Origin of the sequence: Nocardioides xinjiangensis, assembly GCF_017916455.1 — a bacterium.
GTDB classification, from domain to species: domain Bacteria; phylum Actinomycetota; class Actinomycetes; order Propionibacteriales; family Nocardioidaceae; genus Nocardioides; species Nocardioides xinjiangensis.
The window spans coordinates 2,109,004-2,126,429 of sequence record NZ_JAFMSY010000001.1 but is presented as its reverse complement, the minus strand read 5'-3'; the positions used below and the strand labels follow the sequence as shown (position 1 = coordinate 2,126,429).

The following is a 17,426-nucleotide window of genomic DNA, read 5'->3' as shown; positions in this document are numbered from 1 at the left end:
CGGCGGTCAGGACAGGGCGGCCGTCTCCCCCGCGAGCGAGCCCAGCAGGTCCTGCAGCTCGCGATCCCCCAGCGCGGCTCCCGCCGCGGTCTCGCGCTCCAGCTCGTCGGGCGACAGCCCGTCACGGACCGCGGACACGGTGCGCGGGCTGTCGAGCGGGTCCATCACCTCGGGGGAGAAGCCGACCTGGGCGGCGCGCGCCCGCACCGCACCGAGCAGCCTCGCGCCCTCGGCCGCTCGACCGCAGGCAGCGGCACAGCCGGCCGCCACGTGCAGGGAGACCAGCCAGGACGTCACGTCGCCGTCGGAGCGCTGCCGAACGGCGGCGCGGGTCGCGTGCTCGAGCGCCTCCTCGGGGCGGCCCCTGTCCCACGCGACCTTCGCGGCGATCCACAGCGTGGAGCCCACCGCCCACCCGTGGTGGTGCTGGTCGGCGATCGCGGTGGCCCGCTGCAGCGTGTCGGCGGCGCCCTCGTGGTCGCCGATGGCGCGCAGCAGCTGGCCCTCGACCATCAGGACCTCGGCCAGCACCCAGTCGGGCGCCGAGCCGGCCAGGCTCCGCGCCTGCGCCCCTGCCTCCCGCGAGCCGGCGAGGTCGCCGGAGTAGGCCATGAAGTAGGAGAGGTACGCGGTGCTCAGCGCCGCGGTCTGCGCGTCGCCGGCAGCGGTGGCGGACGCGGCGGCCGCCGTGCCCAGCGCGAGCAGCTCCGGGACGTCGCCCGACAGGTAGTGGAGCATGCCGGCGCCGATCTGGCACCGACCGAGGTCCCACCTGGCCTCGACGTCGTTCTCGGCGACGGGCATGGCCAGCACCTCGGCGTACCGCGCGAGACCCTCGGCCACCTGGCCGCGGCGGTACCAGAACCAGCCCATGCCGCCGGCCACGGCTCGCGCGAGGTCGCACGCGCCCGTGTCGACGAGGTGCCGCAGCCCCGCGCGGACGTTGGGGAGGTCGGTGTCGAGGCGCTCGAACCAGGCCGCGGCGTGCTGGCCGCGGAGCTCCCCGGAGGCCGCCGTCACGAGGTCGGCGACCCAGCGGGCGTGGGCGTCACGGGCCCCACGGAGGACCTCCTCGCTCGCCGTCCGCCGGGCGAGCGCGCGGAGGGGCTCGAGGAGCCGGTAGCGGCGCCCCTCGCGGTGGTCGGTCACCACGATCAGGCCGGCGTCGAGCAGCTCGACGAGGAGGTGGACGACGCCGCCCCTCCCGTGCACGGCGCGGGCGGCGGCGAGGTCGAAGCCGCCCTCGAAGACGGAGAACTGCTCGAAGGCGAGCCGCACGTCGGGGCGCAGGCGCTCCACGCTCCACGTCATGACGGTCTCGAGGGAGCGGCCCTCGCCGCGCTCGGCCGCCGGGGTCGTGAGCAGCTCGAAGCCCTCGTCGAGCTCGTCGGCGACCTGGTGGACGCTCAGCACGCGGCACTGCGCCGCCGCCAGCTCGAGGGCGAGCGGGACCCCGTCGAGGCCCCGGCAGATGCGTTCCACGAGCGCGGCGTCCCGCAGCCCGGACGTCTCGGCGCCGACGGTGCCGGCGCGCTGCAGGAACAGGTCCACGCCCGCGGAGCCGGCCTCGAGGGGCGCGAGGTTCAGCACGCGCTCACCCTCCACGCCGAGCGGCACGCGCGAGGTCGCCAGCGCGCGCAGGCCGGCCCCCGCGCCGAGGACGCGCTGCACGAGTGCCGCCACCTCGCCGACGAGGTGCTCGCAGTTGTCCAGGACGAGCAGGAGGTCGCGTCCGCCGACGGCCGCCAGCAGTCCGGCCTCACCACCCGTCGGCAGCACCCCGAGGGCCTCGGCCACGGCGTCGGCCAGCCGGTCGGCCTCGCGGACCGCGGCGAGGTCGACGAAGTACGCGTCGCCGTGCCGGGCGGCCACCTCGATCGCGAGCCGCGTCTTGCCGATGCCGCCGACGCCGGCGACGGTGACGAGCTGGTGGTCTGCGAGGAGCGCCGCCAGCTCGGCGACCTCGCCGTCACGGCCCACGAACGACGTCAGCGGGCGAGGCAGGGCCGGCGAGGGCGGCGCGCCGGCGCCGCCTCCGGTCCCGTCCGGCGAGGACACCGCGTGGGCGCCGACCGAGGACGCGTCGGGGCGGTCCGGCGCTGGGCGGTCCGAGGCGGTGACATCCGAGGCGGGGAGGTCCGGCGCGGTGAGGTCGAGGGCGGGGTCCTGCGCCAGGATGTCCGCCTCGAGCCGGCGCAGCCGGGGTCCGGGGTCGAGGCCGTGGTCGTCCAGCAGCAGGGAGCGGGCCCGGCGCAGCGTCGCCAGCGCCTCCACCTGGTCACCGGCGCGGTAGCGCGCCAGCGCCAGCAGCTCCCACGCGCGCTCGTGCGTCGGCGCCTCGACGGTGAGCCGCTCCAGCTCCGGCAGCACGGACGAGGTCCGCCCCGCGTCGAGCAGGACGGCGAGGCGCTGGAGGCGCACCTCCTCGCGGAGCGCGAGCAGTCGCGCACGCTCGACCGCGACGTGCCCGCGGTCCGAGAGTCCGGCGTACGGCTCACCCCGCCAGGTCGCCAGCGCGCGCTCGAGGAGGTCGATCCGCTGCGCGGCGGACCGGGGTCCTGCGGATCCGCCCTCCAGCGCCTCCTCCAGCACGGCGTCGTCGACCACCGCGCGCTCGCGGGAGAGGCGGTAGCCGCCCGGCTCGCGGGCGATGAGGCCCCTCTTGCCGGGGTCCAGCAGTGCACGCAGGCGGGACACCAGCGCGCGCAGGTTGTCCAGGGCGCCCTCCGGAGGGTGCTCCGGCCACAGGCAGTCGACGAGCAGCTCGTCGCTGACCCAGCGTCCCTGCGCGGCGAGCAGCTGGGCGAGCACCTCGCGCTGCAGCGCCGCGGTGACCCGCGCCGGCGTCCCGTCCAGGTGCGCCTCGAGCGCCCCCAGCACCCGGAACTCCACACCTGTGGCTGTGTGAGCCATGTACGTCCCCCTCGTTTCGGGAGGGAGAGTACCGAGGGTGAACCGTGCCCGCAGGTCGTTTCCGAGCGCTCCGGAGCGCGCCGAGGACCGTCAGCGCGTGTGGAGCACGCGCGTGCCGCCGGCGAGCCGGTCGTGCCAGCCGCGCCGCTCGGCGACGTCGGACAGGACGCCGAGCAGGATCAGCACCGCCGCGACGGTCGTGGCGAGCGCGCCGACGAGGCCTCCGACCACGGGGACGACGCCGGCGACGCCGAGGCCGGTCCAGAGGTTGCGGCGCAGCGCCTGCTCGCGGGTCGGCACCCGGCCGGCGTGGTCGACGACCCGGAGCCCCAGCAGCCGCTTGCCCAGCGTCTGCCCGTCGCGCGACTCGAGCACCGTGAAGTAGCCCACCGTCAGTGCCGACGCGACGAGCGTCCCGACGGCGCCGAGGAGGTATCCGCCCGGCTGGGGCAGCAGGGCCCCGACGGACGCGAGGGGCAGGAGCAGCAGGGCGCAGGCGACCGCCACCAGGACGTGGTCGACGACGCGGGCGGCGACGCGTTCCCAGACCCCGCCGAGGTGCGGGTCGGGGACGGACGGGTCTGACGTGGCGGTCGGGCTGGCGTTCGGGGTGGCGCTCGGGGTGGCGTTCGAAGGGGTGTTGGGCGGGGCGGTGGACACGGACGTGCTCTCCTTCGTGAGTGGGTGACCGGAGGAGCGTGTGTCGGCGGCCTTGCGGAGTGCTTGCGCCGGCCTTGCGACCACGACCGGCCCGCCCGGACGCCGTCGGGGCGCAAGCCTCGCGCAAGCGCGGTCCCGCACGATCGTGTGCAGGCCCTCCCCCGACCCCCTCACCACCAGGAGGCACCCCATGGCGACGCTCCTCACGACCGACGCATCGACCACCGCCTCGGCTCTGCTCCGGGCGCCGTGGGCGACCGGTCACGACGAGGTCGTGGCCGGCCGGGCAGTCACCGGGCTCGGCACACCCGGCTCGGGCGCGGTGCGCGGTCCCGTCGCGGCGCTGGACCGCGGGCTCACCGGTCTCGGGCGGCTGGTGTCCGAGGTGGCCTCCGGCGCCTCGCCGGTCGCGCTGGGGCTGGGCGAGGACAGCACGGCGGTGCTCGACGGCGCCACGCTCCGCGTGCTGAGCGGGCGGGCGTACGTCGTACGCCCCTCGCTGTCCGGAGCGCGCGTCGTCGTGGTGGACGCCGGCGGGCTGGTCGACGTCTAGCCCCGGTGTCGGGACATCACCGTGCCCCGCGGTGCGGCGCCACGACCGACCAGGCCGATGCCCGCACCGGCCGCGCAGAGGCACGCCGCCACCGCGGCCAGCCACGGGGTGCTCACGTGGGACCGTGCCACCCCGAACGCAGCCGACCCCAGGGCCTGACCGGTCGCCAGGGCGACGAAGAGCACCGACGTGCCGGCACCCGAGCGCCGCGGCCACGCGCGCCGAGCCCACAGGATCAGCACCGCGGACATCGCCATGTAGCCGGCTCCGAACGCCGCCATCGCGACCAGGGCCAGCCACCGGTCGTCGGTCGGGACCGCCACTCCCACCCCCGCGCTGGCGAGCGCCAGCGCGGCCGAGCAGAGGGCCCAGGCCCCCCGTAGCCCGGCTCGCACGACCAGCACCCCGGCGAGCGGACCGAGGAGGCCGCCGACCCCGAGCGCCGTCCACAGCTCGCCCACGCTCCTCGCCGGCAGGACGCCGGCCCCGGTCAGCAGCAGCGGCCCGAAGGTCCAGGTGAGTGCCGACCCGGCGCCCACCACGACCGCCGCCACGGCCGGCACCGCGAGCGCTCGCCTCCGGACGGCACCGCGGGCGGGTCGGGTGCCTGCGGCGGCGGCGAGGTCCTCGCGCGACCGGACGGGCCACCACGCCTCGAGCGTGGCCACCGCGCACGCCGCTGCCATCGCCAGCCAGGCGGCGGTCGTCGAGCTGAAGGCGGCCGCCGTCGCGCCGGCCGCGACGACCCCGACGGCGGTGCCGGCGTTGACCAGCGACTGCGCCGTGCCTGCGCGCGCAGGAACCGTGACGGCGTCCACCACCGGGACCAGTGCGGGCGAGGCGAACCCTCCGGCCATGCCGCCCACCACCACCGCAGCGACGAACGCCGCCGGGTGCGTCGCCACCGCGACGCCCACGCAGCCCGCGGTCGCGGTGGCGCCGGCGAGCACCAGTCCGGCGCGCGGCCGTTGGTCGACCAGCTTCGCGGCGACCACGGCGGCCGTCGCGTACGAGAGGAACTGGGCCGCGGCAGCCCAGCCGAGGACGCCCGCCACCTGGGGACGAGTCGCCGCGAGGCCGGGCGCGTGGAGGCCGACGCCGAACCGCGCCAGTCCGTAGGTCGCGGCGATGAGCAGCATGCCGGCGACCGCCGCGCCTAGGCCCGCGAGGTGAAACGATCGTTTTGCCATAACGAGCGTTACAGTACCTGCGTGGATCCCACGGCTGAGCGGCGCGCGCGTGTGCTCGACGCCGCAGAGGCGCTGTTCTTCCGCGACGGCATCGCGGTCACCGGGGTGGACCGGGTGGCCTCCGAGGCCGGCGTCGCGGTCGTGACGCTCTACAAGCATTTCGGCTCGAAGGACAACCTGCTGCGCGAGGTGCTCGCCCGACGGCTCGCCGCGTGGACGGAGCACTGGGACGCCGCCGTCGAGGCTGCCGCGTCGCCCGCCGACCGGGTGCTGGCGATCTTCGACGCGATCGCGACCTTCCGCGCCGCTGCCCAGCCGACACAGTGGTGCTGCTTCCTCGCGACCGCCTCGGAGCGCGCGGCGCCCAGCGACGGTGCCGACCCGGCCCTCGAGCTCGTCGCCGAGGACACCCGGGCGCTCACCGCCCGGTTGCGCCGGCTCGCGGGCGAGACCCGGCACCCGGACCCCGACGCCCTCACCGCGGTCGTGCTCCTGCTCTACAACGGCGTGCTCGCGAGCCTCCTGCGAGGCACGCCGGCCGACCCGGTCACCCATGCCCGGGACGCGGCGCGGGCGTTCCTGCGGGCGACCTGAGACGGCGTACGCCGAGACCTAAAACCGGCTCGGTGGAGAAGCGCCACTCCAGGGTGGAGCGGTAGGTCTCCCCCGGCTCGAGGACGGGTGAGGGCCACTCCGGCCGGTTGGGCGAGTCGGGGAAGAGCTGCGGCTCCAGCGCGATCCCGTCACCCTGCCGGTAGCGCGCGCCGCTGGTCGAGCGGCGGGTCCCGTCCAGGAAGTTGCCGGTGTAGACCTGCAGGCCCGGCTGGTCGCTCCAGACCTCGACGGACGTCCGGGTGACCGGCGAGGAGAGCACGGCGGCGCGGCGCAGCCCCGTGCCCCGGACGACGTAGTCGTGGTCGATGCCCCGCGCGGCCACGACCTGCGGGTGCTCGGCACGCAGCGCCGGGCCCAGCACGGTCGGCTCGCGGAGGTCGAACGGCGTGCCCGCCACCGTGGCGTGCCCGCCGAGCGGGATGCCGGTGGCGTCGACGGGAGTGTACTCGTCGGCCTCGACCGCGAGCAGGTGGCCGTCGATCGTCCCGGCGCCCTCGCCGTCGAGGTTGAGGTAGGCGTGGTTGGTCAGGTTGACGACCGTCGTCGCATCGGTCGTGGCCTCCATCGTCACGCGCACCGTGTCGCCGTCGACGACGTAGCGCGCCGTCGCGGTGACCGCGCCGGGGAAGCCCTGGTCACCGTCGGGGCTGACCAGCCGCAGCACCACCTCGTCGGCGGTGTGCGACACGACGTCCCAGAGGCGCGCGTCGAACCCGTCCGGCCCGCCGTGCAGGCTGTTGCCCCGGTCGTGGGTCCGCACCTCGACCTCGCGTCCCGCGAGCGGGAAGCGGCCGGCGGCGATGCGGTTGGCGTAGCGCCCGATGGTCCCGCCGACGTAGTCGCCGCTCGCGAGCCGCTCCTCGACGTCGGGGTGGCCCAGGACGACGTTGCGCCGCTCGCCGTCGCCGCCCGTGACGACCATCCGGTGGACGGTCGCCCCGAGGGTCAGCACCTCGACCTCGACGCCCGGGGCGGCGCCGATCGGGAGCAGGTGGACGTCACGCCCGTCGGGCAGCCGGCCGAACACGTGGTTCCGGGTCACGGGCTCCATCCTCGGTCATCGCCTCCGTGCCGGATCCGGCCGGCCGGGGATTCCCGTCCGCCGCCCGCGGCCGGGTCCACGCCGCACGGGCTTGCGCCGGCTCGTGCGGACGTGCTGTGGGCGAAGCCGGGGCCGGACACAGAAGACTCCCCCGTGGTCTCGGGTCCACGGGGGAGTCGGAGCCGCCTGTCGGAATCGAACCGACGACCTAATCATTACGAGTGATTCGCTCTACCGACTGAGCTAAGGCGGCGTGGCCCGGGAGCGCTGCTCGAAGGGCCGCGGGCGAGTATACGGACGACGTTCACCCGGACAGAAATCACGGGGTGGGAGGCACCGGCTAGGTTCGAGGACGACCCGACATCCCGCCTCGTCACACAGGAGACACGATGCCCACTCGCTCCGCACGCACCGCCTGGAAGGGCGGCCTCCAGGACGGCTCCGGCCAGGTCGAGCTGACCAGCTCCGGCGTCGGGACCTACGACGTCTCGTTCCCCAAGCGCGCGGCCGAGTCCGCAGACGGCACGACCAGCCCCGAGGAGCTCGTCGCGGCGGCGCACTCGGCCTGCTACGCGATGGCGCTGTCGAAGATCGTCGGCGACGCGGGCGGCACGGTGCACGCGCTCGACATCAACGCCGACGTGACACTCGGGCCCGACGAGCAGGCCGGCGGCAACAAGCTGACCGGCATCAAGCTCACCGTCCGCGGAGAGGTGGACGGCCTCGACGAGGCCGGCTTCAAGGAGGCCGCCGACAAGGCCAAGGTCGGCTGCCCGATCAGCAAGGCGCTCGCCGCCGTCGACATCACGCTCGACGCGGCGCTCGAGGGCTGACTGCGGCCGGGCCGGCCGGCTGCTGGCCGGCCCCGCCGCCCCTCGGCCGGTCGGCTCCAGCGTCATACGAAGCCGCACCAATAGGTGCTGGTCCGTATGACGCCGGCCGGCCCGCCGCCGCAGCGTCATACGAAGCCGCACCAATAGGCGCTGGTCCGTATGACGTCGCCCGGGCCCGCCGCCCCAGCGTCATACGAAGGCGTACCAATAGGTGCCGATCCGGATGACGCAGGCCGCCGCCGGCGGGAAGCGCCGACCCGGAGCCCGAAGGCCCCCGAGCCCCCGGCGCCCGGGCAGCGCGCGACGTCAGGTCAGCACGTCGTCCCGTCGTCGGGCACGACCCCGTCGATGAGGTAGTCCTCCACGACGGTGTCGATGCACGCGTTGTCGGCGTTGTACGCCGTGTGGCCATCGCCGTCGCGCTCGACGAGCACGCCCGACTCGAGCTGCTCGGCCAGTGCCACCGCCCACCTCAGCGGCGTCGCGGGGTCGCGGCTGGTGCCCAGCACCAGGATCGGCGCCGCGCCCTCGCCCCGGATCGTCAACGGCTCCTCGCGCGAGGTCACCTCGATGCCGCGGCAGCCGGTCATCCCCCACGCGAACACCCGGCCGAAGGTCGGCGACGCCTCCTCGAAGGCCGGGAAGAGCGACGGCACCTCGGCGAAGGGCACCGAGGTGGGGTCGTCGAGGCAGTTGATCGCGTAGTTCGCCTCGACCGAGTTGTCGGCGTAGCTGCCGTCGGGGTTGCGGGAGGCGTAGGCGTCGGCGAGGTTCATCAGCGCCGAGCCCTTGCCCTCCAGGGCCGAGGCCAGGGCAGTGCTGAGGAGGAACCAGTAGTCGCGGTTGTAGAGCGGCGTGATGATGCCGTAGAACGCGTTGCCCACCGTGAGCTCGCGCTCGCCCGCCGGCAACGGCTGCTGCTCGATCTCCTCGAGCAGCCCGGAGATCGTCGCCATGCCCTCGTCGACGGTGTCGCCGAGGAAGCAGTTGTCGGTGGAGTCGAGGCAGTTCTGGACGTAGGCGCGCAGCGCGGTCTCGAAGCCGGTGGCCTGCTCGAGCGCCAGCTGCCGGGCGTCGAGGGAGACGTCGACCGCGCCGTCGAGCACGAACCGGCCGACGCGCTCGGGGAAGAGCTCGGCGTAGGTGGCGCCGAGCTTGGTGCCGTAGGAGGCGCCGAAGTAGGCCAGCTGCTCCTCGCCGAGCGCGGAGCGCAGCACGTCCATGTCGCGGGCGGCCTCGGTCGTCGTGACGTGCCCGACCACCGGTCCCGAGCCCTCCGCGCACTGCTCGCCGAACGACAGCACCGCCTCGCGGTGGTCGGCCTGCTCGGCAGGGGTGTCGGGCGTGGGGTCGCCGGCGAGGTAGGCGTCGAGCTCGGCGTCGCTGAGGCAGTCCACCGGCGCCGACCGGCCGACGCCGCGCGGGTCGAAGCCGACGACGTCGAAGGCGTCGAGCAGCGGCTCGCGGAACACCTGCCGGCCCAGCGCGGCGTACGACGTCCCGGGGGCGCCGGGGCCGCCAGGGTTCACCACGAGCGAGCCGACGCGCGACCCGCTCGCCGGCACCCGCAGCAGGGCGAGCTCGATCGTGTCGCCGGCGGGGTCGGCGTAGTCGACCGGCACCGTGAGGAAGCCGCAGTCCTGCGCCTCGTCGCGCTCGCAGGGCTGCCAGTCGATGCGCTGGGAGTAGAAGTCGGCCAACGACGGGTCCGGCGCCTCGGTCACGGCGGCAGGCGGCGGTGTCGTCGGCGACGGGGTCGGCGGGGCGTCCGAGGTGTCGGCGGCGTCGCGGCCGCCGCCCTGGATGGCGAGCCCGACCGCGACGAAGGCGGTCACCGCCAGCGCGAAGACGACCAGGAGCGCGAGGAGCCTGCGCATCAGCGACCTCCGGGCAGCCGCAGGGCGACCGTCATCGACTCGAGCGCCAGCTGCGGCGGCACGTTGAACTCCAGCATCTGCTCGCGGGCGGTGAAGATCGCGTCGATCATCCGCAGCAGCTGCTCCGGCGAGGCGGCGCGGGCCACCAGTGCCACGTCGCCGCGCAGCTCCTCGTTGACCAGCACGCCGGGCGCGCCGACCGAGAGCGCGATGGCGTCGCGGTAGACCGAGACGAGGTCCATCAGCGCGCGGTCGATCACGTCGAGCACCCGACGCTTCGCCTTCTGCTTCTGCAGCTTCTCCAGCCCGGCGAGCGCGGCCCGGTAGGACCGGTTGGCGAGGTCCTTGCGCTCGCTGCCGAAGATGGACTGGAGCTCCTCGAGCTCGCGCCTCTCGGCCGTGGCCGTGATCGCCTCGGTCTCCTCCTTGGCGAGCTCGGCGAGGTTGGTCGCCGCAGTCATGCACGACCCGAGCGAGGTGAGCCGTGCCGGGATGCTGATCACCTCGCGCCGGCGCGAACGGGTCTCCTCGTCCAGTGCGAGCGCGCGCGCCCGGCCGATGTGGCCCTGGCTGGCGCGGGCTGCGAAGCCGGCCAGGGTCTCGGAGACCCCCTCGTTGCGCACGAGGAAGGCCGCGACGTCCTCCGTGCCGGGTGTGGCGAGGGTGAGGGTGCGGCAGCGCGAGCGGATGGTTGGCAGCACGTCGCGCACGGTCGGGGCGCACAGCAGCCAGACCGTGCGGGGCGTCGGCTCCTCGATCGCCTTGAGCAGCGCGTTGCCGGTGCGCGGGTTCTCCGGGGTGCCGAGCCGGTCGGCGTCCTCGATGACGACGATCTGCCACCGGCCGATGGCGGGGAACTTCGCGGCCGACTGCACGAGGTCGCGCATGTCGTCGACGTACAGGACCGATGTCTCGGACCTGACCCACGTGATGTCGGGGTGGGAGCCGCTCATGCCGAGCCGGCAGGCCTCGCACCGGCCGCACCCGGTGCGCTGCTCGCACTGCAGCGCGGCGGCGAAGGACCGGGCGACGTTGGAGCGGCCGGAGCCGGGGGGACCGGTGACGAGCCAGGCGTGGGTCATGCCGTGACCCTCCGCCGCCTGCTGCAGCACCTCGATGGTCGGGCGCTGGCCGACGAGCCCGGACCAGACGCTGGCAGTGGCGCTCGCGGTGGTCACGACCGCTCCAGCAGGGGCGCGACGCGCTCCCGGATCGACCCCGCGATCTCGTCGACGGGGGCACGCGCGTCGAGGACGAGGTAGCGCTCGGGGTCGGCGGCCGCGAGGTCGAGGAAGCCCTGACGGACCCGCTGGTGGAAGGCGAGCGACTGCCCCTCGATGCGGTCGCGCCCGGACAGGCGGTCGAGGCCCGCCTCCGGGTCGAGGTCGAGCACGACGGTGAGGTGCGGGCGCAGGTCGCCGGTGGCCCACCGGGCGACGGCCTCCACCTCGCCGACGTCGAGGGTGCGCCCGGCGCCCTGGTAGGCCAGCGTGGAGTCGACGTAGCGGTCGGTGATCACCACCTCGCCGCGGGCGAGGGCGGGCAGCACGACGTGGTCGACGTGCTCGGCCTTGTCGGCGGCGTAGAGCAGGGCCTCCGTGCGGTCGGAGAGGTCGCCGGTCGCCGGGTCGAGCACGATGCGTCGCAGCTCCTTGCCGACCGACGTGTCGCCCGGCTCGAAGGTGAGCAGCACGGTCTCGCCCCGCTCCACGAGCCAGTCGTGCAGCAGGCGCGACTGCGTGGACTTGCCGGCTCCCTCGCCTCCCTCGAAGCAGACGAACAGCCCGCGCTCCGACAACACTCCTGCGCTCACGGGGACACCCTACGGGCGCGGTGGGACAGGGATGCGCGGCGAGCCCGCTCGCGCCCGGGGCGGGTGGACGGTCCGCGACCCAGCCGCAAGCGATCCGCAAGGTCCGGGCCGCACACTGCTGCCATGACCACCATCGACGGCCTGCCCGCGGGCCTCAGCACCCGTCCCCTGACCCTCGCCGACGCCGAGGCGGTCCACGCCGTCATCGCCGCGGAGGAGGTCGTCGACCTCGGCGAGTCCGAGATGACCGTGGAGGACGTGGTGGCCGACTGGCAGCGGCCCAGCTACGACATCACCGCCAGCACGATCGGCGTCTTCGACGGCGACCGGCTCGTCGCCTACGCCGACCACAGCGACGCCGACGTGGCCTACACGGCCGTGCTCCCCGACCACCAGGGCCGCGGGATCGGCACCGCCCTCGCCCACTGGCTGCAGGCCAGGGCGCGGGCGGCCGGCTCGGCGCGCATCGGCACGCAGGTGCCCGAGGGCAGCGCCGCCGACCGGCTGATGGCCGACCTCGGCTACGCCGTGCGCTGGACCGCGTGGGACCTCGAGCTGCCGCCCGAGCGCGAGGTCGCCGCCCGGCCGCTGCCCGACGGCTTCGCGATCCGCAGTGCCGAGGAGTCCGACCACGAGGTCGTCTGGACGCTGCTGGAGGACTGCTTCCTCGAGTGGTCGGAGCGGGAGCGGATGAGCCTCGAGGACTTCGGCGCCCGCGTGTGGGGCCGTCCGGGCCACCAGCCCTGGAACCTGCGCCTCCTTGCCGCACCCGACGGCCGCGTCGTGGGTGCCACGCACGTGTTCCTCGCAGGCGAGGGTGCGTACGTCGCCCGCATCGCCGTCCGCCCCGACCACCGGGGCCGTGGGCTGGCGCCGGCGATGCTCGTCGACGCCTTCGCCCGAGCCCGGGAGCACGGAGCGGTGCGGTGCTACCTCTCGACCGACACCCGCGCCGGCGCCCGCGGTCTCTACGAGAAGGTCGGCATGGAGGTCGCGTCCACCTGGGTCAACCGGGCGATCGCGCTCTGAGGCGCGGGCCCGGAGCGTCGACGACGGCCCGGACAGCGCTTCGTCGAAACGCCCGCGCACGCGGCCGGGCGCCGATAACCTGCCCGCCATGGACCTCACCCGCTTCTCCACGCCGCAGCGCGTGTCCGGCATCGCCATCCTCGTCGTCGCGCTCGCGGCCTTCCTCCCGTGGGTGTCGATCTTCGGGATCAGCGTGTCCGGCATCCGAGGCGACGGGGTCATCACGCTCGTCCTGGCTGTGCTCGGCGCCGTGGCGCTCGCGACGCGCACCGGTCTGCTCCCCCAGCTGCGCATTCCCGCGAAGGCGAGCCTCGTGGCGTCGCTCGTCCTCGCGGCGCTGGTCGCGCTCATCGGGCTGCTCGACATGAACGGCGCCGCTGCCATCGGTCTCTACCTGACCCTGTTCGGCGGGATCGCCTGGGTGATGGGCGGGCTGCTCGAGCTGAAGGACGCCCGGCAGGGCACCGCGGTCACGTCGAGCTGAGTCCGGCTGCTGCCACCGCCCGCCTCCTCGGGCGTGGCGGCCGCACCGGCGGCCACGCTGGGATGGACCCATGACCATCGACGAGCTGCTGGCGGAGGCCCGGGCGGACCTCGTGCGGCTCTCGCCGACCGAGGCGCTGCAGGCGCAGGAGGACGGTGCCGTCCCCATCGACATCCGCCCCGAGGCCAACCGCGTCAGCGAGGGCGGCCTGCCCGGTGCGCTCGTGGTCGAGCGGACGGTGCTCGAGTGGCGGCTCGACCCCGCGTGCGAGGCCCGGCTGCCGGAGGCGGCGTACGACCTGCACGTGGTGGTGGTCTGCAACGAGGGCTACTCCTCCAGCCTCGCCGCCGCCACGCTCCGCCGGCTCGGGGTGCACCGCGCGACCGACCTGGTGGGCGGGTTCCGGGCGTGGAAGGACGAGGGCCTGCCCGTCTGCTGACGGACGCCGGCCCAGCCCGGCCCGATCGGGTGCGGCCCGATCGGTGCGGGCGGTCAGGCGGCCGGTCAGGCCTTCTTCACAGCGGTCTTCTTCGCGGCCGTCTTCTTGGTCGCGGTCTTCTTCGCGGCGGTCCTCTTCGCGGCGGTCTTCTTGGCGGGGGCCTTCTTCGCGCCCTTGGTCGCCTTCTTGGCCGGGCCGCGCTCGCGCCGCTCGGCGAGCAGCTCGGCCGCACGCTCGAGGGTGATCGACTCCACGGTGTCGTCCTTGCGGAGCGTGGCGTTGTACTCGCCGTCGGTGACGTACTCGCCGAAGCGGCCCGACTTCACCACGACCGGCTGGCCGGAGACGGGGTCGTTGCCGAGCTCCTTCAGCGGCGGGGTGGCCGCGCCGCGCCCGCGCTGCTTGGGCTGGGCGTAGATGGCCTTGGCCTGGTCGAGGGTGATGTCGAAGATCTGGTCCTCGCTGGTGAGCGAGCGCGAGTCGGTGCCCTTCTTTAGGTACGGGCCGTAGCGGCCGTTCTGCGCGGTGATCTCGGTGCCGTCGTCGTCGACGCCGACGATGCGCGGCAGGTCGAGGAGCTTCACGGCCTGCTCGAGGGTGACCGTGTCGAGGGACATGGACGAGAAGAGCGAGCCGGTGCGGGGCTTGGCCGACTTCGGCGCGTCGTCGGGCAGCACCTCGGTGACGTAGGGACCGAAGCGGCCGTTCTTGGCGACGATCTGCAGCCCGGTGTCGGGGTGGGTGCCGACGACCTGCTCCTCGCCGGCGGGGTTGGCGAGCAGCTCCTTGGCCTTGGCCACGGTGAGCTCGTCGGGCGGCAGGTCGTCGGGGACGTTGGCGCGCACGGGCGCGGCGTCGCCGCCGTCGGGCCCGGGACCCTCGACGTAGGGCCCGTAGCGCCCGACGCGGAGGTTGATCCCGTCCTCCGGCTCGCCGATCGGGAACGTCGCCATCTCCTTGGCGTCGATGTCGCCGAGCTCGGTGACGAGGGTCTTGAGGCCGGTGACGTCGGTGGAGCCGTAGTAGAACTCGGCGAGCTCGGTCGCGCGGTCGCGCCGGCCGCTCGCGATCTCGTCGAGCACGTCCTCCATGGAGGCGGTGAACTCGTAGGACACCTGCCGCGGGAAGTGCTCCTCCAGCAGCCGCACCACGGAGAACGCCAGCCACGCCGGCACCAGCGCCGTGCCCTTCTTGTAGACGTAGCCGCGGTTGAGGATGGTGCCGATGATCGAGGCGTACGTCGACGGGCGGCCGATCTCGCGGTCCTCGAGCTCCTTGATCAGCGTCGCCTCGGTGTAGCGCGCCGGCGGCTTGGTCTCGTGGCCCTCCGGCGTCAGCGTCGCGGCGGACACCGCGGCCCCCTCGGTCAGGTTCGGCAGCCGGGTCTCGGCGTCGTCGCGGCGCTTGGACGCGTCGTCGATGTCCTCGACGTAGGCCTTGAGGAAGCCGTGGAACGTGATCGTGCGGCCGCTCGCGCTGAACACGACGTCACGGCCGTCGGCGGCGGCGCCGCCGAGGCGGATGGTGACCGAGTTGCCGGTGGCGTCCTTCATCTGCGAGGCGACGGTGCGCATCCAGATCAGCTCGTAGAGCCGGAACTGCTCTCCCGACAGGCCCGTCTGCGCCGGCGTGCGGAACGTCTCGCCGGCCGGGCGGATGGCCTCGTGCGCCTCCTGGGCGTTCTTGACCTTCGACGCGTAGGTCCGGGGCGCGTCGGGGAGGTACTCCGCGCCGTAGAGCTCGCGCACCTGGTCGCGCGCGGCACCCACCGCCGCGTCCGACAGCGTCGTGGAGTCGGTGCGCATGTAGGTGATGAAGCCGTTCTCGTAGAGGCGCTGCGCGACCGACATGGTCACGCTCGCGCTCATGCCGAGCTTGCGGCTGGCCTCCTGCTGCAGCGTGGTGGTGCGGAAGGGCGCGTACGGCGAGCGGCGGTAGGGCTTGGACTCGACCGAGCGCACGTCGTACGTCGTCTCGGCGAGGCCGGCGGCCAGCCCCTCGGCGTCGGCGCGGGACAGGTGGACGCGCTCGCCGCGCTTGAGCTCGCCGGTGTTGTCGAAGTCGGAGCCGCGGGCCACCCGGACGTCGTCGACAGAGTGGAGCCGGGCGGGGAACATCCGCGGGTCGTGGCCGGTGCCGGCGTCGAAGGTGGCGTCGAGGTCCCAGTAGGAGGCGACGCGGAACTTCATCCGCTCCCGTTCGCGGTCGACGACGAGGCGGGTCGCCACCGACTGCACGCGGCCCGCGGAGAGGCCGGACATGACCTTCTTCCACAGCACGGGCGAGACCTCGTAGCCGTAGAGCCGGTCGAGGATGCGCCGCGCCTCCTGGGCCTCGACGAGGTCGTCGTTGATCTCGCGCGGGTTCTCGACCGCGGCGAGGATCGCGGGCTTGGTGATCTCGTGGAAGACCATCCGGTGGACCGGCAGGCCCTTCGGCGGCTTGAGCTCGTCGAGCAGGTGCCAGGCGATCGCCTCGCCCTCGCGGTCCTCGTCGGTGGCGAGGTAGAGCGCGTCGGACTCCTTGACCAGCTTCTTGAGCTTGGAGATGTGGCTCTTCTTGTCGCGGGGGACGACGTAGTAGGGCTCGAAGCCGTTGTCGACGTCGACGGCCAGCCGACCCCACGGCTTGTCCTTGATCTTGGCCGGCGTGTCCGCGGCGTTGTTCGGCAGGTCGCGGATGTGACCGATCGAGGACTCCACGACGTAGTCCTTGCCCAGGTACCCGCCGATGGTGCGGGCCTTCGCAGGCGACTCGACGATCACGAGCTTTGCCACTTGGTGTGCTCCCTCTTGTTGCTGCTGCGATGTTGCTCAGCGCCGCAACCGTAGCGCCACCAGCCCATATCTCCACGCCGCGCGGTCCACAGGGGCCTCGCGACCAGCCGCCGGACACGGCTCGGGCCCCACGCCGCGAGGACGTGGGGCCCGAGCGCGTCAGGCTGGCGTACGGGTCAGAACTCGAGGCCCTCGAGGTAGCGGAACCCCGTGTTGGCGGTCGCCGCCGGGGAGAAGTCCGGGGTGTCGTTCTCGACGATGTACTCCTCGACCTGGTGCTTCTTGAAGATGGCCCGGAAGTCGATGACCCCCAGGCCCAGGTCGGCCATGTCGCCGGGCTGCTGCTTGTAGAGCACGGCCGCGTCGGCGCCGTGGCGGTCCTTCACGTGGTACTGCCGGACCTTCAACGGCGAGGTGCGGATGACCTGGTTGGCGAAGGCCAGCGGGTCGGACACGCCGAGGTTCACGCCCGCCGTGTACGCCCAGTAGAGGTCGACCTCGAGGTGCACGAGCTTCGGGTCGAGCTCGGACATCAGCACCTCCCACGGCGTCGTGCCGTCGGCGAACTCGATCGTGAACTCGTGGGCGTGGTTGTGGTAGCCGTAGCGCAGCCCGCGACGCCGGGCGGCGGCTGCCTCGGTGTTCATCTGCGCGGCCCACTTCTGCCAGTCGCTCTTGTTGTTGGAGTTGAGGTAGGGCACGACGATGTACTTCTGACGGAACGTCTGGGCGTCGTCGAGCTTCTTGTTGAGGGCGGCCGCGTTGCTGCTGATGCCGTCGTGGCTGGACGACGCCCAGATGCCACGAGCGTCGAACTCGGCCTTGAGCTTCGCAGCCGTGTCGATGCCGGCGTCCGGGTAGAGGCCGGCCCGCTCGACACGCTCGTAGCCGAACTTCGCCAGCTGGTCGAGCTGCCGCCGGACGCTCTCGCCGGTCTTCATCGCGTCGCGCAGCGTGTAGAGCTGGATGCTGATGAGGTCGGTGGGGACCTCCCGCTTCCGCCCGTGGCCGTTGCCCCTGCCCTTGCCCGGGTGGGCGGCGAGGGCCGGCGACCCGGCACCGACCACGGCCGCACCGGCCGCACCCGCCACGGCGCCACGCAGCAGGCCGCGTCGGCTGGCGCCCTTTCGCTCCAGCGACTCGCTCAGCGCGGCGTCGCCGTCATATCCGAAACACATGTGTGCCTACTTCCTGGGTTTCT

The 17,426-nt window shown here is 73.9% G+C and carries 15 protein-coding genes and 1 tRNA gene; 6 read left to right on the top strand and 10 right to left on the bottom strand.

All coding sequences use genetic code 11. The annotated features are described in order from the left end of the window. Positions 1 to 6: 6 nt before the first annotated feature. Positions 7 to 2,913: an AfsR/SARP family transcriptional regulator gene (locus J3P38_RS09980; RefSeq protein WP_210503450.1), complete on the bottom strand. Its 2,907-nt coding sequence runs from the start codon at positions 2,911 to 2,913 to the stop codon at positions 7 to 9. Positions 2,914 to 3,003: 90 nt separating this feature from the next. Beyond that, positions 3,004 to 3,573 (bottom strand): RDD family protein, encoded by a 570-nt coding sequence (locus J3P38_RS09975; RefSeq protein ID WP_210503449.1) that lies wholly within the window; start codon positions 3,571 to 3,573, stop codon positions 3,004 to 3,006. 190 nt (positions 3,574 to 3,763) lie between these two features. On the opposite strand from J3P38_RS09975, the gene J3P38_RS09970 reads away from it, so the two are divergent. Then, positions 3,764 to 4,126, top strand: coding sequence for a hypothetical protein (locus J3P38_RS09970; RefSeq protein ID WP_210503448.1), 363 nt, complete (start codon positions 3,764 to 3,766; stop codon positions 4,124 to 4,126). Here J3P38_RS09970 and J3P38_RS09965 read toward each other — a convergent pair. After that, a complete protein-coding gene (locus tag J3P38_RS09965; protein ID WP_210503447.1) occupies positions 4,123 to 5,265 on the bottom strand; it encodes an MFS transporter in 1,143 nt (380 codons plus the stop codon). The two genes, J3P38_RS09970 and J3P38_RS09965, sit on opposite strands and share 4 nt — an antisense overlap. A 72-nt stretch (positions 5,266 to 5,337) precedes the next feature. Here J3P38_RS09965 and J3P38_RS09960 point away from each other — a divergent pair, with 72 nt between their 5' ends. Next, the gene (locus J3P38_RS09960) at positions 5,338 to 5,910 is read left to right on the top strand and encodes a TetR/AcrR family transcriptional regulator (protein WP_210439601.1); all 573 of its coding nucleotides are present in this window, start codon (positions 5,338 to 5,340) and stop codon (positions 5,908 to 5,910) included. Here J3P38_RS09960 and J3P38_RS09955 read toward each other — a convergent pair. Continuing rightward, positions 5,864 to 6,973 carry an aldose epimerase family protein gene (locus J3P38_RS09955; RefSeq protein ID WP_210503446.1) on the bottom strand — a complete coding sequence of 370 codons (1,110 nt, stop codon included), beginning with the start codon at positions 6,971 to 6,973 and terminating at the stop codon, positions 5,864 to 5,866. The genes J3P38_RS09960 and J3P38_RS09955 overlap by 47 nt on opposite strands. Before the next feature lie 180 nt (positions 6,974 to 7,153). Then, a tRNA-Thr gene (locus J3P38_RS09950) sits at positions 7,154 to 7,226 on the bottom strand. Positions 7,227 to 7,362: 136 nt separating this feature from the next. On the opposite strand from J3P38_RS09950, the gene J3P38_RS09945 reads away from it, so the two are divergent. Continuing rightward, complete coding sequence (locus J3P38_RS09945) at positions 7,363 to 7,806, top strand: OsmC family peroxiredoxin (protein ID WP_210439588.1); 444 nt, start codon at positions 7,363 to 7,365, stop codon at positions 7,804 to 7,806. Between the two features lie 311 nt (positions 7,807 to 8,117). Here J3P38_RS09945 and J3P38_RS09940 read toward each other — a convergent pair whose 3' ends face one another. From J3P38_RS09940 to tmk, 3 genes are read right to left on the bottom strand one after another with little or no spacing between them, the layout of a single operon-like run. Continuing rightward, positions 8,118 to 9,683: an alpha/beta hydrolase gene (locus J3P38_RS09940; protein ID WP_210503445.1), complete on the bottom strand. Its 1,566-nt coding sequence runs from the start codon at positions 9,681 to 9,683 to the stop codon at positions 8,118 to 8,120. After that, on the bottom strand, positions 9,683 to 10,861 hold the full coding sequence (locus J3P38_RS09935) for a DNA polymerase III subunit delta' (protein ID WP_210503444.1): 1,179 nt from the start codon (positions 10,859 to 10,861) through the stop codon (positions 9,683 to 9,685). The genes J3P38_RS09940 and J3P38_RS09935 overlap by 1 nt, the downstream gene beginning before the upstream one ends. Continuing rightward, positions 10,858 to 11,496: a dTMP kinase gene (tmk, locus tag J3P38_RS09930; protein WP_210503443.1), complete on the bottom strand. Its 639-nt coding sequence runs from the start codon at positions 11,494 to 11,496 to the stop codon at positions 10,858 to 10,860. Before tmk ends, J3P38_RS09935 begins: the two co-directional genes overlap by 4 nt. Positions 11,497 to 11,619: 123 nt before the next feature. On the opposite strand from tmk, the gene J3P38_RS09925 reads away from it, so the two are divergent. The 3 genes from J3P38_RS09925 to J3P38_RS09915 all read left to right on the top strand — a co-directional run bounded on the left by J3P38_RS09925 (position 11,620) and on the right by J3P38_RS09915 (position 13,448). Beyond that, positions 11,620 to 12,525, top strand: a complete 906-nt coding sequence (locus J3P38_RS09925; RefSeq protein ID WP_210503442.1) for a GNAT family N-acetyltransferase — start codon at positions 11,620 to 11,622, stop codon at positions 12,523 to 12,525. A gap of 88 nt (positions 12,526 to 12,613) precedes the next feature. Next, positions 12,614 to 13,009: a hypothetical protein gene (locus tag J3P38_RS09920; RefSeq protein WP_210503441.1), complete on the top strand. Its 396-nt coding sequence runs from the start codon at positions 12,614 to 12,616 to the stop codon at positions 13,007 to 13,009. 70 nt (positions 13,010 to 13,079) lie between these two features. Continuing rightward, positions 13,080 to 13,448, top strand: a complete 369-nt coding sequence (locus J3P38_RS09915; RefSeq protein ID WP_210503440.1) for a rhodanese-like domain-containing protein — start codon at positions 13,080 to 13,082, stop codon at positions 13,446 to 13,448. A 65-nt stretch (positions 13,449 to 13,513) separates the two neighbouring features. On the opposite strand, the gene topA is transcribed toward J3P38_RS09915, so the two are convergent. Together topA and J3P38_RS09905 are read right to left on the bottom strand one after the other, a co-directional pair. Then, positions 13,514 to 16,225 carry a type I DNA topoisomerase gene (gene topA / locus J3P38_RS09910; RefSeq protein ID WP_210503439.1) on the bottom strand — a complete coding sequence of 904 codons (2,712 nt, stop codon included), beginning with the start codon at positions 16,223 to 16,225 and terminating at the stop codon, positions 13,514 to 13,516. 176 nt (positions 16,226 to 16,401) lie between these two features. Next, the gene (locus J3P38_RS09905; protein WP_210503438.1) at positions 16,402 to 17,403 is read right to left on the bottom strand and encodes a sugar phosphate isomerase/epimerase family protein; all 1,002 of its coding nucleotides are present in this window, start codon (positions 17,401 to 17,403) and stop codon (positions 16,402 to 16,404) included. Positions 17,404 to 17,426 lie beyond the last annotated feature (23 nt).